This window comes from Hymenobacter sp. BT188 (assembly GCF_014333585.1).
GTDB lineage: Bacteria > Bacteroidota > Bacteroidia > Cytophagales > Hymenobacteraceae > Hymenobacter.
Map to the genome: position 1 here is coordinate 923,822 of NZ_JACSCW010000001.1, position 14,797 is coordinate 938,618.

15 protein-coding genes are annotated in these 14,797 nt (G+C 54.8%); 8 read left to right on the forward strand and 7 right to left on the reverse strand.

The genetic code is table 11. The features are described 5' to 3' along the window. Positions 1-151: 151 nt before the first annotated feature. Together H8B13_RS03655 and mgrA are read right to left on the reverse strand one after the other, a co-directional pair. Complete coding sequence (locus tag H8B13_RS03655) at positions 152-1,222, reverse strand: NADH:flavin oxidoreductase/NADH oxidase (protein WP_187309446.1); 1,071 nt, start codon at positions 1,220-1,222, stop codon at positions 152-154. 285 nt (positions 1,223-1,507) lie between these two features. Then, positions 1,508-2,500: an L-glyceraldehyde 3-phosphate reductase gene (gene mgrA, locus H8B13_RS03660; protein ID WP_187309447.1), complete on the reverse strand. Its 993-nt coding sequence runs from the start codon at positions 2,498-2,500 to the stop codon at positions 1,508-1,510. 312 nt (positions 2,501-2,812) lie between these two features. Between mgrA and H8B13_RS03665 the strand changes: the two genes are divergently transcribed. Continuing rightward, complete coding sequence (locus H8B13_RS03665) at positions 2,813-3,382, forward strand: DUF2911 domain-containing protein (RefSeq protein ID WP_187309448.1); 570 nt, start codon at positions 2,813-2,815, stop codon at positions 3,380-3,382. A 95-nt stretch (positions 3,383-3,477) separates the two neighbouring features. Here the strand turns inward: H8B13_RS03665 and H8B13_RS03670 are convergent, their stop codons facing one another. Continuing rightward, positions 3,478-4,461 (reverse strand): tryptophan 2,3-dioxygenase family protein, encoded by a 984-nt coding sequence (locus H8B13_RS03670; RefSeq protein WP_187309449.1) that lies wholly within the window; start codon positions 4,459-4,461, stop codon positions 3,478-3,480. A 189-nt stretch (positions 4,462-4,650) separates the two neighbouring features. Here H8B13_RS03670 and sdaAB point away from each other — a divergent pair, with 189 nt between their 5' ends. The 4 genes from sdaAB to H8B13_RS03690 all read left to right on the forward strand — a co-directional run bounded on the left by sdaAB (position 4,651) and on the right by H8B13_RS03690 (position 9,869). Further along, positions 4,651-5,331 carry an L-serine ammonia-lyase, iron-sulfur-dependent subunit beta gene (sdaAB, locus tag H8B13_RS03675; protein WP_187309450.1) on the forward strand — a complete coding sequence of 227 codons (681 nt, stop codon included), beginning with the start codon at positions 4,651-4,653 and terminating at the stop codon, positions 5,329-5,331. Between the two features lie 187 nt (positions 5,332-5,518). Next, positions 5,519-7,060: a TolC family protein gene (locus tag H8B13_RS03680; protein ID WP_187309451.1), complete on the forward strand. Its 1,542-nt coding sequence runs from the start codon at positions 5,519-5,521 to the stop codon at positions 7,058-7,060. 217 nt (positions 7,061-7,277) lie between these two features. After that, entirely contained in the window at positions 7,278-8,687 is a 1,410-nt protein-coding gene (locus tag H8B13_RS03685) for an efflux RND transporter periplasmic adaptor subunit (RefSeq protein WP_187309452.1), read from the forward strand. Between the two features lie 192 nt (positions 8,688-8,879). Next, a complete protein-coding gene (locus H8B13_RS03690) occupies positions 8,880-9,869 on the forward strand; it encodes an NAD(P)H-dependent glycerol-3-phosphate dehydrogenase (RefSeq protein ID WP_315985101.1) in 990 nt (329 codons plus the stop codon). Between the two features lie 9 nt (positions 9,870-9,878). On the opposite strand, the gene H8B13_RS03695 is transcribed toward H8B13_RS03690, so the two are convergent. Continuing rightward, the gene (locus H8B13_RS03695) at positions 9,879-10,274 is read right to left on the reverse strand and encodes a DUF3592 domain-containing protein (RefSeq protein WP_187309453.1); all 396 of its coding nucleotides are present in this window, start codon (positions 10,272-10,274) and stop codon (positions 9,879-9,881) included. 45 nt (positions 10,275-10,319) lie between these two features. Here H8B13_RS03695 and H8B13_RS03700 point away from each other — a divergent pair, with 45 nt between their 5' ends. Next, positions 10,320-10,715 (forward strand): DUF4259 domain-containing protein, encoded by a 396-nt coding sequence (locus H8B13_RS03700; protein WP_187309454.1) that lies wholly within the window; start codon positions 10,320-10,322, stop codon positions 10,713-10,715. 10 nt (positions 10,716-10,725) lie between these two features. Next, entirely contained in the window at positions 10,726-11,154 is a 429-nt protein-coding gene (locus H8B13_RS03705) for an EamA family transporter (RefSeq protein ID WP_187309455.1), read from the forward strand. A gap of 69 nt (positions 11,155-11,223) precedes the next feature. Here the strand turns inward: H8B13_RS03705 and H8B13_RS03710 are convergent, their stop codons facing one another. After that, positions 11,224-11,829 carry an HdeD family acid-resistance protein gene (locus tag H8B13_RS03710; protein WP_187309456.1) on the reverse strand — a complete coding sequence of 202 codons (606 nt, stop codon included), beginning with the start codon at positions 11,827-11,829 and terminating at the stop codon, positions 11,224-11,226. A 328-nt stretch (positions 11,830-12,157) separates the two neighbouring features. Here H8B13_RS03710 and H8B13_RS03715 point away from each other — a divergent pair, with 328 nt between their 5' ends. Next, complete coding sequence (locus tag H8B13_RS03715) at positions 12,158-12,832, forward strand: flavin reductase family protein (RefSeq protein ID WP_261990212.1); 675 nt, start codon at positions 12,158-12,160, stop codon at positions 12,830-12,832. Between the two features lie 18 nt (positions 12,833-12,850). On the opposite strand, the gene H8B13_RS03720 is transcribed toward H8B13_RS03715, so the two are convergent. Both H8B13_RS03720 and H8B13_RS03725 read right to left on the reverse strand, forming a co-directional pair. Further along, entirely contained in the window at positions 12,851-13,438 is a 588-nt protein-coding gene (locus H8B13_RS03720; protein WP_187309457.1) for a Maf family nucleotide pyrophosphatase, read from the reverse strand. Next, complete coding sequence (locus H8B13_RS03725) at positions 13,435-14,739, reverse strand: DUF1015 domain-containing protein (protein WP_187309458.1); 1,305 nt, start codon at positions 14,737-14,739, stop codon at positions 13,435-13,437. The genes H8B13_RS03720 and H8B13_RS03725 overlap by 4 nt, the downstream gene beginning before the upstream one ends. Between the last annotated feature and the right edge of the window lie 58 nt (positions 14,740-14,797).

The following is a 14,797-nucleotide window of genomic DNA, read 5'->3' on the forward strand; positions in this document are numbered from 1 at the left end:
AACTGCCCAACGTTATTTTTTTATAAGTGGAAGTAATTGATAAGGATTGGATACCAATAGTTCAGGCCGCGCACAGCATGAACCATTGGTGTTTTTGATCTGCGCTTAAACAGTGCACTTTCACAGATAGTGACAGGAGGTGAATCAAACACTACTTCCGTTTGGCGCGCTCATATTGCACTGGCCAAGACAAATCCACGTCAAGTTTCTGAGCCGCGTGCAGTGGGAAATAAGGGTCGCGCAGAAACTCGCGGGCCAGCAGCACCAGATCGGCTTGGCCGCTGGCCAGAATTTCCTCTGCCTGCTCGGCCGTGGTAATAATGCCCACAGAACCCGTAGGCATGCCGGTTTCCTGACGAATGCGCCCAGCAAACTCTACCTGGTAGCCAGGTCCGGCCGGAATCTTGGCATCTGGCACGTTGCCCCCAGTTGAGGCATCAATTAGGTCCACGCCGTAATTTTTCAGCTCGCGGGCCAGCGCCACGGAATCATCGATAGTCCAGCCGCCCTCGACCCAATCGGTAGCCGAAATGCGAACAAAAAGTGGGTACTCTGCGGGCCAGGTTTCGCGGACGGCCGCCGTTACTTCCAGGAGCAGCCTGATACGATTCTCAAAAGAGTCGCCGTAATTATCGGTGCGCTGGTTGCTCAGGGGCGAGAAAAATTCGTGCAGCAAATAGCCGTGGGCCCCGTGAATTTCGATAACCTTAAAACCAGCAGTAAGCGCCCGCCGGGTAGCAGCCCGAAAGTCGTCTATCACTTTCTGCAAACCAGCCTCATCCAGGGCGAGCGGCGTGGGGTCGGTGGGGCGGAAGGGGAGAGCGCTGGGCGCCACCGTCTGCCAGCCGCCTTCGGTAGCTGGAACCGGCTGGTTGCCCTTCCAGGGGCTGCTGATGCTGGCTTTGCGGCCGGCATGAGCCAGTTGCACACCCGGTACGGCGCCATGCGCGGTGATAAACGATGTGATGCGCTGCAAGCCAGCAATGTGCTCGTCTTTCCAAAGGCCCAGATCATCAGGCGTAATGCGGCCCTCGGGCGATACGGCTGTGGCTTCAAATATGATCAGGCCAGCGCCACCCACGGCCCGGCTGCCGAGGTGGACCAGGTGCCAGTCGTTTGCAAACCCATCCTCAGAGGAGTACTGACACATGGGCGACACCGCAATGCGGTTTTTCAACTCAACTTCCCGCAAACGGAGCGGGCTAAAAAGGGTAGCAGCCATAGAATATTGTCAAATGAATTTGTAAGAAATGCCCCCCAGAACGTCATGCCGAGGCGGAGCCAAAGCATCTCGCGTGCTGATGTGGGAGTACTATTCAGCATAATAGAACGTCATGCTGAGCGGAGTCAAAGTATCCCTACCGCTTCGTTGAGTTTACTAGTCAGTAGAGATGCTTCGACAGGCTCAGCATGACCGCCATTGCATTGCAACGACTGCACGCGAGATGCTTTGGCTCCGCCTCGGCATGACGTTCTAAAACGCCGCGAATAAAAATTGGGGGCTTTTTTACCCCAATATTTCCTCAATCGTGCGTAGCTGCTCCGTGCTGAACTCGGGGCTGTGCAGGCACTGCAACGAGTCCTGGAGCTGGGCGGGGCGGCTGGCGCCGATGAGCACCGATGTTACGCGCGGATCTTTCAGCACCCAGGCCAGGGCCATTTGCGCCAGACTTTGGTTGCGCTGCTGGGCCAGCTGGTGCAGGCGGCGGATCTGGTCGAGGCGCTCGGGCGTGAGCTGGTCTTCCTTGAGTGAGGGGCCTCCCCGCCCGGCCCGCGAATCGGCTGGGATGCCGTGCAGGTATTTGTTTGTCAGCAGTCCCTGGGCCAGGGGCGAAAACGGGATGCAGCCTACGCCTTCTGTTTCCAGCAAATCCAGCAAACCGTCTTCTACCCAGCGCTCAAACATGGAGTATTTGGGCTGATGAATCAGGCAGGGCGTGCCCAATTCGCGCAGGAGCTTGATAGCCTGGGCTGCTTCGGTGGGCTGGTAGTTGGAAATGCCCACGTACAAAGCTTTACCCTGACGCACAATCAGGTCGAGGGCGGCTATGGTTTCTTCCAGGGGCGTGTCGGGGTCGGGGCGGTGGTGGTAAAAAATGTCCACGTAATCCAGCTTCATGCGCTTTAGACTTTGGTCGAGGCTGGAAACAAGATACTTCTTGGAGCCCCAGTCGCCGTAGGGGCCATCCCACATGGTGTAGCCGGCTTTGGTGGAGATGATCAGCTCGTCGCGGTAAGCCCGGAAATCTTCCTTCAGAATGCGGCCAAAGTTGGTTTCGGCCGTACCGGGCGGCGGACCGTAGTTATTAGCCAGATCGAAGTGGGTCACGCCGTGGTCGAAGGCCAGGCGCAGGGTTGCCCGGAAGTTGTCGAGCACATCTACGTCGCCGAAGTTCTGCCACAAGCCCAACGACACGGCCGGCAGCTTGAGCCCGCTGCGGCCGCAGCGTCGGTATTGCATGGTGGACGTGTAGCGGTCCGGTTTAGCGACGTAGGTCATACAGAAAAGTTAAAAATGAGTAAGAATACCAGCTCCAGAGTGGGAAGGTAGCTGGTTTGCGGTTTCGATGGAATACGGCCAATAAGCTCAAAAAAGCCCCCCAGCCTCCCAACGATACGCTTGATTATGCTTTTGGGCTACAGATACCATTCGGGTAAGCAAGAATTTAGGTGTCTTCGACGACAACCTGTTGACGAATAACGCGTCCTTCCGCTTACTCATCCATACCCTAACAATCAGGGCTTCGTTTAAAACAAAGCCTGCTGAGTTGGTTGTGTAGGCACAGTATTCACCCTAACCACTTAAAACCGTATGAAAACCTCCCCTCCCAAATTTCTGCTCCTCTTTGTGTGGGTCATGCTGCTGTTTGCGGGCAGCGCTGTTGCCCAGACTACCACCAAAAAAGCCCCGGAAGACAAAAGCAAGCGTCCCAGTCCGCCCGCTACTGTATCTACTACCGTCGGCGACGCTAAAATCACTATCAACTACAGCCGCCCTTCCATGAAGGGGCGCAAGATTTTTGGGGAGTTGGAGCCCTACGGCAAAGTGTGGCGCACGGGTGCCAACGAAGCCACCACGTTTGAAACCTCCAAAGCTGTCACCATCAATGGTCAGGCGCTGCTCGCCGGCAAATACGCCCTGTTCACCATCCCCACCGAGCAGGAGTGGACCATTATCTTCAACAAAACCGCTGATCAGTGGGGCGCCTTCAAGTACGACGAAAAGCAGGATGCCCTGCGCGTAAAAGTGAAGCCCACTAAGACCGCTCAACCTGTGGAGCAGTTCACCATCAAGGCTGATAAAGCCGGCACTGTAACGATGGCCTGGGAAAATACGCAGGCTGCTTTTAAAGTAGGCAGCGGCGCGAAGGCTCAGTTGTAGTATTTGCTAAAAAACGAATCGGCCGCCGTTCTTGCTCAGGAAGCAAGAACGGCGGCCGATTCGTTTTCTATAATGCGAGATCCTAAGATTCATCTTTATACCCTTTCCTCTCCCAACACTTCCTCCACCCATGCCTTGCCCCATTCTTCTAACTCCTGCTCCGTCCAAAGCTGCGGATAAAAGATGCGGCGCTGGAACTTGGGGGGCAAATATTTCTTCCAGTTGGTGCCGCCCGTAGCGGCAATGGCGGTGGGGTCGCGCTCCAGGTAGCGCACGGCCGATTTGTAGTGCATCAGGGGCCAGTTCACGTTTACGTTGGCGTCGAGCTGGCGCAATGCGCGCACCAGCCGCGGGTGGCGCTGATCTTCGGCGGGCAGGCGCTCCAACACGGTCCACACGTTGCGGGTGCGGTAGTGGGCAGCGTGGTCGTGGAGGGTTTGGGTGTACTTTTCCTCGAACTGAATCAGCGTCAGGGCTTTGGCGCCCGACTCTTCGATGGTGGCACCGGCTTTCCAGTAAATGCAGCCCATCAGCTCGTCGTGGGCGGCGGCTTCGCCCAGCAGGCGGCGTTTCTCCTTATCTACCAAATTATCAAGCGAAGTGGAGGCCAACTCAATCATGCGGTACTGCACGCTTTGGAAGCCGGAGGCCGGCATCAGGGCCATGCGGAACTGCAGAAACTGCTGCTTGTCCATACCGTCCACCATCACGTCGAACGAGTCGATCAGATTTTCGAAGTAGCGGTTGATGCGGTTGATACGCAGCACCAACTCGCCCACGGTGGGCTGCTGCAATTCACCGATCTGCTCGTACTCGCAGAGGCAGAGTTTGAAGTACAACTCTGTGATCTGGTGATACATGATGAAAATACGCTCGTCCGGAATCTGGGTGAGCGGGCGCTGTAAGCTCAGCAGCGTATCGAGCTCGATGTAGTCCCAGTAGTTAACGTAATCCGCATAATAGAGGCCTTCGAGGTAGGAGGCGAGGTCCTGGCCGTCGGCGGCATATTTGGTTTGCAGGCGTCGGAGCTGTTCCAGCACCTGAGGTGTGAATTCGGACTGATTGGGGGGCGTTTCCATGGGAGGGAGAGAGGCGGTAAGCATTGCAAAGAACGAAAAAGCTATTGAAAGCTGGCAGGGCAGGCAACTCTTCGGCTCTTACTGGTATCTATATCCATAAGACCTAAAAAAGCCCCCCGGCCAGCTCCACCGTGCCGGGGCAAACCAACCGTTGTTTTCCCGACCGAAACATCTACTTTTACCGCTATTATGGCCGAGAAAAGCAGCATTTTTGATATGATTGGACCAGTGATGATTGGGCCCAGCAGCTCGCACACGGCCGGAGTAGTGCGCATCGCGGGTGCCGCAATTCGCATTCTGGGGTCGTTGCCCACGCACGCTACCATCACCTTCTACAACTCCTTCGCCCGCACCTACGAAGGTCACGGCTCCGACCGCGCCATCGTGGCCGGCTTGCTGGGTTACGCCACCGACGACAAGCGCATTCGTGATGCCTTCGACCACGCCAAGGAAGCAGGCTTGCAATACACGTTTCAGAGTGTTGGCAATGCCTCAACGATGCACCCCAACACAATAAAGGTGCAGCTGCGCGATGAGCGCACCGGCCACTCCACCGAAGTAATTGGCCAGAGCAGGGGCGGGGGTGTCATTCGCATAGTAGAGGTCGATGGTTTTCCGGCCGACTTCTCTGCCTCTCTGCATACGCTCATCGTGGACGCCGACGACCGGCAGGGCTCCATTGCTTTTATCGCCTCCGTCATTGCTCACGACGACTGCAACATCGCTACCATGTTCGTTTCGCGCAAAGGCCGCAACGATCTGGCCCGCCAGTTCATCGAAATGGACTCGGGCATTAAGCCAATTACCCTCGAATACCTTCGCCAGCTAAGCTGGGTTCATCAGGTTACCTACATTCCCACCGTGGAATAAGCGGTATTTGGGGCTAAAAAAGCCCCCCCGAAAAGCGATAACCATATTTTAACAGATACTAACATCGGTACTTTGTGTTGCATAGTACCTTTTATTATATTGGGGCCCAGATCGCGCGCATATTCACCTTTAGGCGAAGCCTAATGTACTAGTTGGCAAACTCTTACGTCATCAAGACCAAAAACACATGAAACGAACTCGTACTCCGCTCTTCTATCGGGTGGCTGCCGTGGGGGCAAGCACTTGGTTGTTGCTGGCCGTACCAGGGCTGGCTCAAACGACTACACCCGCTCAGCCGCCCGCCGGCACGATGGCAGCATCTGTGCCTAGCGGCCCTTGGACGCTACAACGCGCCGTGGATTACGCCGTGCAGAACAACTTGAATGTGCGCCAAAGCACGCTTTCGTCCCAGCTTTCGGATGCTGATCTGCGCCAGAGCCGGGCAGCCATACTGCCCACCGCCAATGCCAGTGGTACCCAGGTTTGGAACTATGGCACCAGCGTTAACCCACTGACCTTCGAGTTTCAAAATCAGACAACGCGGGCCAATAATTTCTCGGCCAACTCGCAGATCACGGTGTTTTCGGGGTTTCAGATTCGCAATACAATCAAGCGTAATGTACTTAACTATCAAGCCAGCCTAGCCGATATCGAGCAGGCGCGCAATGACTTGTCGCTGGACGTAGCGGCAGCGTTTCTGCAACTGGTGCTCAACCAGGAGCTAGTGCGCACCAACGAGCTGCGCGTAAACACCACCCAGCAGCAGGTAGATCGTACCAAGAAGTTGCTCGCCGCAGGTAGCGTAGCCGAAAGCAACCTGCTCGACTCGCAAGCCCAGCTGGCTTCCGATGAGCTGAACTTGGTGACAGCGCAAAATCAGCGCGATATCTCACGCTTGCAATTGGCTATTTTACTCAACCTGGACCCAAGCGCCGCTGCAACTTTGCAAATCGAAGCCCCCAATCTACCCGATCCCGATGAAGAGGAGCAGCTCACCCTCGATCCGGTAGCTGTGTACCAAACGGCGCAGGGCTTTCTGCCTCAAGTAAAAGCGGCCGACCTGCGCGTGCAAAGCTCTATTCGCGGTGTTGAAGTGGCCCGGGGGGCTTATTACCCGCGTTTGTTCTTTAGCGCCAGCATCTTCTCTGGTTTCTCCTCGGCACGCCAGTCACGCGTACTCACCGGCGACTCTACGGAGGCAGGTCGATTGCCCGTATTCCAGTTTGATCCTCTGACTGGGCAGCCCCAACTCACCAATTTCGCGGTGCTCACACCCCGGCAGCCCAACTTTGATATTCTGGCTTCGTCCTTCAGCAATCAGTTGAAAGACAACTTGGGACGGGCACTTCAGTTTTCACTGCAAATCCCCATTCTTAACGGTTTGCAGGTCCGGACCAACGTGCAGCGCTCCCAGATTGCGGTGAAGCAGGCCGAGCTACGAGCAGCCCAGACGCGCTTGCAGCTACAGCAAACCATTCAGCAGGCCTACGCCGATGCGTTGGCAGCCCAGCGCCGGTTTGCCTCGGCCAGCCGTCAGGTTCAAGCCCTGACCACCGCCTACCGCAATGCTGAAATTCGCTTCAATAACGGCTTACTGAACGGCACGGAGTTCAACATCGCCAAGAACAACCTCAACGGAGCCGAGTCGAGCATGATTCAGGCGAAGTATGAGTTTATATTCCGTCGGAAGGTGTTAGACTTTTATCAAGGCAACCCACTGACTTTATAAGCAAGTTGGAGTTCGCGCTTAGGCTGCAAAGCAATGGGGCAAAAAAAGCCCCCCAGCCGTCGGAAAGCCCTCAGCGCGGGTGAAATAGATGGAAAAAAAGGCCGTGCGAAGCTCCAGCGTAAGACAGCCATAGAAAACCAACTACAGGGTCGCCCTTTCTTTAGTATTAATTGATTTATTTGCCTTCTCTTTCCCTACGCTGGACTTCTTTTCGAACATGAAAAACAACCGCTTACTATACATTCTGCTGGGAGTACTGGTGTTATTAATAGCCGGGTACATGGTGGCCAAGAAGCAGGGATGGATAGGCCAGCCTGCTGGTACCGAAGTCATTACGGCTAAAGCTGGGCTAGCTACTATCGTAGAAAAGGTAAGTGCCTCGGGCAAAGTGCAGCCCGAAACAGAAGTAAAAATCTCGCCCGACGTATCGGGTGAAATCACGGAGCTGTATGTGGCCGAAGGCGACTCAGTGAAAAAAGGCCAGCTCCTGCTACGTATCCGGCCCGATAACTACCAGGCCATGGTAAACATGCAGTCGGCGACCGTAAACACCCAGCGGGCCAATGTTGGCCAGACCCGGGCGCGGCTTCAGCAGCTGATGGCGAATGCCAAGCAAACGGAACTGGCTTATCGTCGGAACGCTTCGCTCTACAAGCAGAAAGTGATTTCTCAGGCCGATTACGAGGCCAGCAAAGCGGCCTACGATGCCAGCCAGGAAGAAATAAACAGCGCCCGCCAGAGCATACGCGGCGCGCAATCTGGGGTCGCCAGTGCGCAGGCATCGCTGGATGAGGCCCGCCGCAACTTGGAGAAAACCACCATTTACGCTCCCGTAAGCGGCACCGTCAGCAAGCTGAACGTGGAGCGCGGTGAGCGGGTGGTAGGCACGTCGCAAATGGCCGGTACCGAAATAATGCGCATCGCCGACCTCAACTCCATGGAGGTTCGGGTAAACGTAAACGAAAACCAAATCATCGACGTGAACCTGGGCGACTCGGTAAATGTGGATGTAGACTCATACGCCAACAAGGACGAGAAATTCCGGGGCATCGTGACCAGCGTGGCCAACACGGCCAAAGACGCGCTGACGGCCGAAGCCGTTACCGAATTTGAGGTACGTATCCGTCTGGTGCCCGAATCCTATCAGCACCTGGTGCGCAATGTTGGTGGCCGTACTATCGTCCCGTTCCGCCCCGGTATGACTGCTTCCGTCGATATTATCACCGACCGCAAAAGCAATGTATTAAGTGTGCCGCTCAACGCCGTAACCACCAAAACGGACAGCTCTGCCATTGCCGGCCCCGAAAAAGAAGATGGTCCGAAGGTGCGTGTAGGCCGTGGTGGTGGGGGCAATGCAGAAGAAACTGCCAAGGCTGCGCCGACCGATGTACAGGAAGTGGTATTCGTAATTCGTGATGGTAAGGCCGTCATGGTGCCCGTAAAAACCGGAATCAGCGACATCACAAATATCGAAATTCTTAGCGGCCTGAAAGCCGGCGATGAAGTAGCCAGCGGCCCCTATGCTACTGTGCATAAGAAGCTGAAAGACGGCGCAGTAGTGGTCGTGAAAGATGCCAAGTCCATCAACAAGGCGGCCCTGAAAGAAGAAGTAGCCGATGCTGATTAAGCAACCTTAAAAGGCTATATTAGTAAGCAAATGAGAGGCTGGGGGGCTTTTTTACCCCAGCCTCTCATTTTTTTTGTCTAAACTCGTCCTTGCGACAAGGTTTGCCGCTGCTGCACCTGTGTTTGGATGCAAGGTCGGTTTAGGTCGTTTAACTAAAGAAGGCGCTACCGCGCTTTCCAACACGTTTGTTTGGTGGAAAAAATAGCCATGATCGGCGGCGGCTCCTGGGCCACTGCTTTAACGAAAATACTTTCTGAGAATGGGGCCCAAGTGGGCTGGTGGCTGCGCTCGAAAGACGATGTACAACACCTGCTGCGCACTCGTCACAACCCGCGTTACTTATCGTCGGTGGCCTTTGATCTAAACCGTGTTTTCCCCTCCACCGATTTGAAGGAAGTAGTGGACGATGCCGATTGGCTGGTGCTAGCGGTGCCCGCCGCCTTCGTGCAGAGTGCCCTCGACAAGCTAGACCGCGACTCCCTTCGCGACAAGCGTGTTATCTCCGCCATTAAGGGCATGATTCCGGGCAAAAACGTGCTGGTGACTGACTATGTGGTCGAGCGTTTTCGGCTTGATGTGGAGCAGTTGGGCGTGGTAGCCGGCCCTTGCCACGCGGAGGAAGTTGCCCTCGAAAAGCAAAGCTACCTTACCATCGGCGGCCCCGATCTGGAGCTGGCTGAAGACTTCTGCCAGCTATTGCGCAACCGCTATGTGAAGGCGCATCCTGCCATCGACCTCGATGGTATAGAGTACTGCGCCGTGATGAAAAACATCATTGCTTTGACCTGCGGTATTGCCCACGGCCTTGGCTACGGCGACAACTTTCAAGCGGTATTGGTAAGTAATGCGGTGCAGGAAATCCGTCGGTTTCTCTACGCCCTCAGCCCCAACCAGCGCGACCTGAGCGCCAGCGCCTACCTCGGCGACCTGCTCGTAACGGCTTACTCCCAATTCTCCCGCAACCGCACGTTCGGCAACATGGTGGGCCGCGGGTACTCAGTGAAGTCGGCGCAGATGGAGATGAACATGGTGGCCGAGGGCTACTATGCCGTCAAGAGTATTTATGAATTGAATAAAAAGCTAAAGGTAAGCATGCCGATTACCAATGCGGCGTATCACATCCTTTACGAGAAAATTTCGCCGGCCGTGGAGCTGGAGATTCTGAAGGAGAAGTTTAAGTAAATCTTACACTCATTGCGTGACATAGTAACCAATAAAAATGGCAACCATTATCACAATTAAGATGATCATCAGATAGGGGGAAGACCGCTCAAACTCTGAATCTAAAGCGAAATTTTTGGGATTATCGGCTTCATAGTAAATAGTAACCTTTTCGCCTTTACGCTGTAGAGGAATAGCAATTCCTGTGTGCCCTTCTACCTCAACGACCTCACCTATTTGGGTTATAAACTGAATGCGTGGGTGTACAGTAGTTGTTCTACCCCAGCGTGTTTTAAAGCCTACAACTGTTCCTAAAGCTTTAAGCCCTTCATTTCTCAGCTTGGTTGCATTACGAATATGCTTAACCATTCTGTAAATAAATAGGGCAAAAACACCACCGATCCAGATAACAAAAAAGAAGTCCATGCGGTAAATCTACCGTGCAGGCTATTAATTTTAACTAGATACAACATGGGAACCTGGGGCTACTACAACTTCGACAACGACGCGGCGGCCGACTTCGCCGAAGACTTCCGCGATAATCATAATGAGGCCAAACTGCTCGAAGCGTTAGTCGCCGTAGCTGAGGAGGAAGATCATATTGACGGTGATGCAGCCAGCGAAGCCTTGGCAGCGGCCGAAATTGTGGCTGCCATTCTAGGCAAGCCCTCCCGCGATTTCCCTGCTGATTTAATCCCGGTAATAAAGAAGCTGGACGCCAGCGAAAGCGCCGACCTACGTGAGATGGCGCAGCAAGCCGTGCAGGCCGTGGCCAAAAAATCGGAGCTACAGGAGATGTGGTCTAAAAATGAGGCCGCCGAAGACTGGCAGCATACTCAGAAAGACTTATTACACCGCTTGACCTAAGCCAGCATTCATGAATTGGCTTCTGCTGGCTGTCATCACGGCTTTCTGCCTGGGGCTTTACAACTTCTTCATTAAGCTAGCCTCTGGTAGTATCCATCAGGTGGCTGGCGCCGTGCTGCTCCAACTTGTGGCGGCGGCGGTGGGGGGCTTTTTATTGCTTTATATCAAGTCTACGAGGCAAGTAGTGAGTATTTCCCACACTGGTGTGCTGTATTCCTGCCTGGCCGGATTGAGTGTGGGCATCGCCGAGATTCTGACGTTTTACGTGTTTACCAAAGGGGCTCCGGCCTCGGTGGGGACGCCCATCATTGTAGGTGGCTCCGTAGCGGTTGCCGCTTTGCTAGGCTGGTTGGTGCTGCGGGAGCAGATTACGCTGGGCCAGGTGCTAGGCGTCGGATTGATAGTGGCGGGGGTAGTGCTGCTGGCCAGAGGGCATTAATAAAAAGCACAACTAGGCATCAGTTTGCTATATGCCTAGTTGTGCTCTCACCTTAAAAAAAGCCCCCCGCTACACGGCTGTAGGGGAGGCGGAAGAAGAGGGAGGAGTTGAAGTTGTCGTTGTTTGGCGTGCTTGCTGCTTTCGTAGGCGAAAGGCTAGAATGCAGAGAATAATACCGTACACGAAAGCAAAAGCGCCAATCCACCACGTGATGACCAAGGCGCCGGATACGGGCGCAAACACCAACAGCAAACCAAAAGCGACGGAGAGCAAGCCGCCCAAAATCAGCATCCACTCGCCGGTTAGCTGCTTGCGCAAGCGAATAGCCGTAAATACTTGCAGAATGCCCGTAGCTATAGACCAAAATGCCACAAAATAAAGTAAGGCCAGGGAAGTAATGCCGGGCCAAATCAACGTCGCCAAGCCAGCTAGCATACTGATAAACCCTTCCAGAATGAGAGTCCACCAGTGACGTTCTGTGTTGCGACGCCGAATCCCGGAAGCAATGGCTAACACTCCATTGAAAAGGCAAAACACGCCAAACATGGTTATCAGCACTAAAAGCGTGATGCCCGGTAGCAGAAATGTGAGCAACCCAAACACAACCGCACCGAGGCCGCGCAGGGCCACCAGCCACCAATTGGATTGCAATGTGGAAAGAGATAAAGTGACCATCGTTGTAAAATAAGTAGTGGGATGGAAACCTCAGAATGTAGTTATAATACAGCTTTTCTAAAGCCGTAGTTCGCTTTTGTACGCTGCTGGGGGGCAAAATCCGTAGTTGATCCGGCGACCCTTCCGTAGAAAAAACGCCGCTTGATAATCTACTTACGAATGAGCCGCACTGTACCTGTTTTCACGCAATGGGATAGTCAGCTCAGTTGAGCCGCCATAACTTTCTGGTAAATACTTGGCCCATGGTATCCATCACTTTGGCGGTGACTAGAACTTTGAATGGCTGCCGCGGTTAAAGGCAATTCTGTGGCTGTAGTTAGCTTACATTATGCACTACGGAGGCAACACGATAACTTTTATAAAGGACAACATGAAGCGCATTCAAGCCCAGGATATTGAGGCGATGGAAAAGATTTTCCGTCTCAATTTGATTAACTCCATCACTGGCTACAAGCCCGCTAACCTTGTCGGGACGGCGGCGCCTGATGGCCGTACCAATCTGGCTATGTACAGTTCCGTGGTGCATCTGGGCTCTAATCCGCCTTACATCGGCATTTTTACCCGCCCTACAAGCGTGGCGCGCCACACCTACGACAACATCAAGGCCAGCGGCTGCTACACCATCAACCACGTGCACGCCGACTTTGCGGCGGCCGCTCACTACACGTCGGCACCTTTTCCGGAAGACGAATCGGAGTTTGAAAAGTGCGGACTGGGGGCTGAATTTCTGGACAACTTTCCGGCGCCATACGTCCGCGAAAGCCAGATAAAAATGGGGCTGCGGCTGGTGGAGGAAATACCCATAAAAGCCACCGGAACCACCTTGCTCGTGGGCAAAGTAGAAGAAATCTATCTGCCCGCTGAGTTGCTGGCCCCTGACGGCACGCTCAATCTGGGCGAGGCTGGCACTGCCTGCGTCTCCGGCCTCGATACCTATCATACAGCCCAGGAAATAGGAGCGTATGCCTATGCTCGCGTAGGCGAGGGGCCGCAGCCAAAGTAAGCCTGCACCTTAGGAAAATCAAACAGAAACCAACCCCAGTTTGGCCAGCTCTTCCCACACCCGATGCACGGGCAGGCCCATTACATTGAAATAGGAGCCTTCCAGACGCGTCACGCCTACCATACCCACCCAATCCTGGGCGCCGTAAGCGCCGGCTTTGTCGAGGGGGCTAAAGTTGCGCACGTAAAACTCGATTTCGGCAGGAGAGAGGGCGCGAAAATGAACGCGGGTCTGGTCGGAGAAAACGGTGCGCTGGCCGTTGCCGCTGAGCAAACAGACGCCCGTAAATACGTCGTGGGCGCGGCCTTGCAGGCGGGTGAGCATGTGTTTGGCTTCGGCCTCATCGGCGGGCTTGTTGAGTACATCATCTTCCAGACACACAATGGTATCGGCGGTGAGCACAACCTCATGGGGGGCTAAATCGGGAGCGTAAGCGGCGGCTTTGTGAGCCGCTAAGTATTCAGCAATCTCGGCGCGGCGCAGATGCGGCGGGTAGCTTTCATCTACCTCCTGCAGGCGGATTTCGTAGTTCAGGCCCAGATCGGTAAGCAGCTGGCGGCGGCGCGGCGAGTTGGACGCCAGCACTAATTTGGTGACTACACTCATATCTGAAACGGGTGGTCGGCTTCCTCATCGTGGATGGAAGTGAACAGGAAACCACCGATGGTTTTGGGATAAAAGAAGGTGGACTTGGGGGGCATTACGGCTCCGCTATGGCACACGCGCTCCACCTCGGCCATCGTTACTTCGTTGGTAATGAAGGCTGCACGCGCCTCGCCGCGGTCGACGCGGGTAAGGCACTCGGTGAAGTTGCGCACGTAAGCAATGCCCGGCCACGAGCGTTGCGCATCGGGCCCTACGATACCCAGCACGCGCTCCAGCACGAAGTAGTGCAATACGGTCAGGTCCAGGGCTTTTACTTCAGGCGTAGTATCCCACGCGAGTTGCGAATGCACTTCGGGCCGTAGCCGGATTTTGTAAGAATTGCCCCCCAGATACAGGCCAAAGGCCCACGGCTTACCCGCAATTATTTCGGGCAAATCGTAGGCGTCGTCCTTGGGCAAAACGGTGAAATAGGGTTCGAGTCGGGTCATGAACTCCTCGTTGCTGAGGCCGTTGGGCATCTCGAGCAGCAAGCGGTGAGTGGGCAGAATGCGCAGGTCGTTGGCCGCCGAGTTGGTCAAGTACATCAGATGGTAATTCCAGGGCTCTTTTCCCGTGGCCTGCGGATCGGCGGCCAGGCGTGCCTGCCGGTAGGCCAGACTGCCTTCATAGCGGTGGTGACCATCAGCCAGAATTACTTGTCGGGGTTCCAGAATTTCCTGAAAGCGCCGAATAATAGCCGCATCCTGAATGACCGCCAGCACGTCGCGGGCACCCTGGTAATCTTCCTCGGTTTGGTACAGCGGGTCGCGCATGGCCTCGTCGAGGTAGCGCTCCAACTCAAAATCTTCGTCGCGGTAAAGCCCGTGGGTGGCGCTGGTTTGGAACTCGGTGCGGGCCAGCAGCTCGGCGCGGTCATTTACGGAGGCAGGCAAGGTGTTTTCGTGGCGCAATACTACCTCATCACTCCAATCATAGGCCCGGATGTGGCACATGAATCCTTTGCGGCAATACTCCTGGCTGTTGCCGGGCAACCGGAAATACTGATAATAGGCATAAATACCCGGCAGCTCATCTTGGCACAACACGCCCTTGGCCTTCCACACTGCCAACCGTCGCTCCGCTTCAGTAGCGGCATCCTCACCGCGTGGCACTGATAAATGGATGCTGTTTAACGGGTTGCGGTACAGCGCCTCCCGCTGCTTGGCCGAGACTACATCGAACAATGGTGACACATAATCATCGATATGCTGACTTAACTCTGAATTATAACGCCAGCCGCGCACGGGTTGAATTTCAGCCACTCGGAAAGGATAAATATGGATGCGTAAGGGTAGTAGGCGCGGTTTGACCGGCTAATTT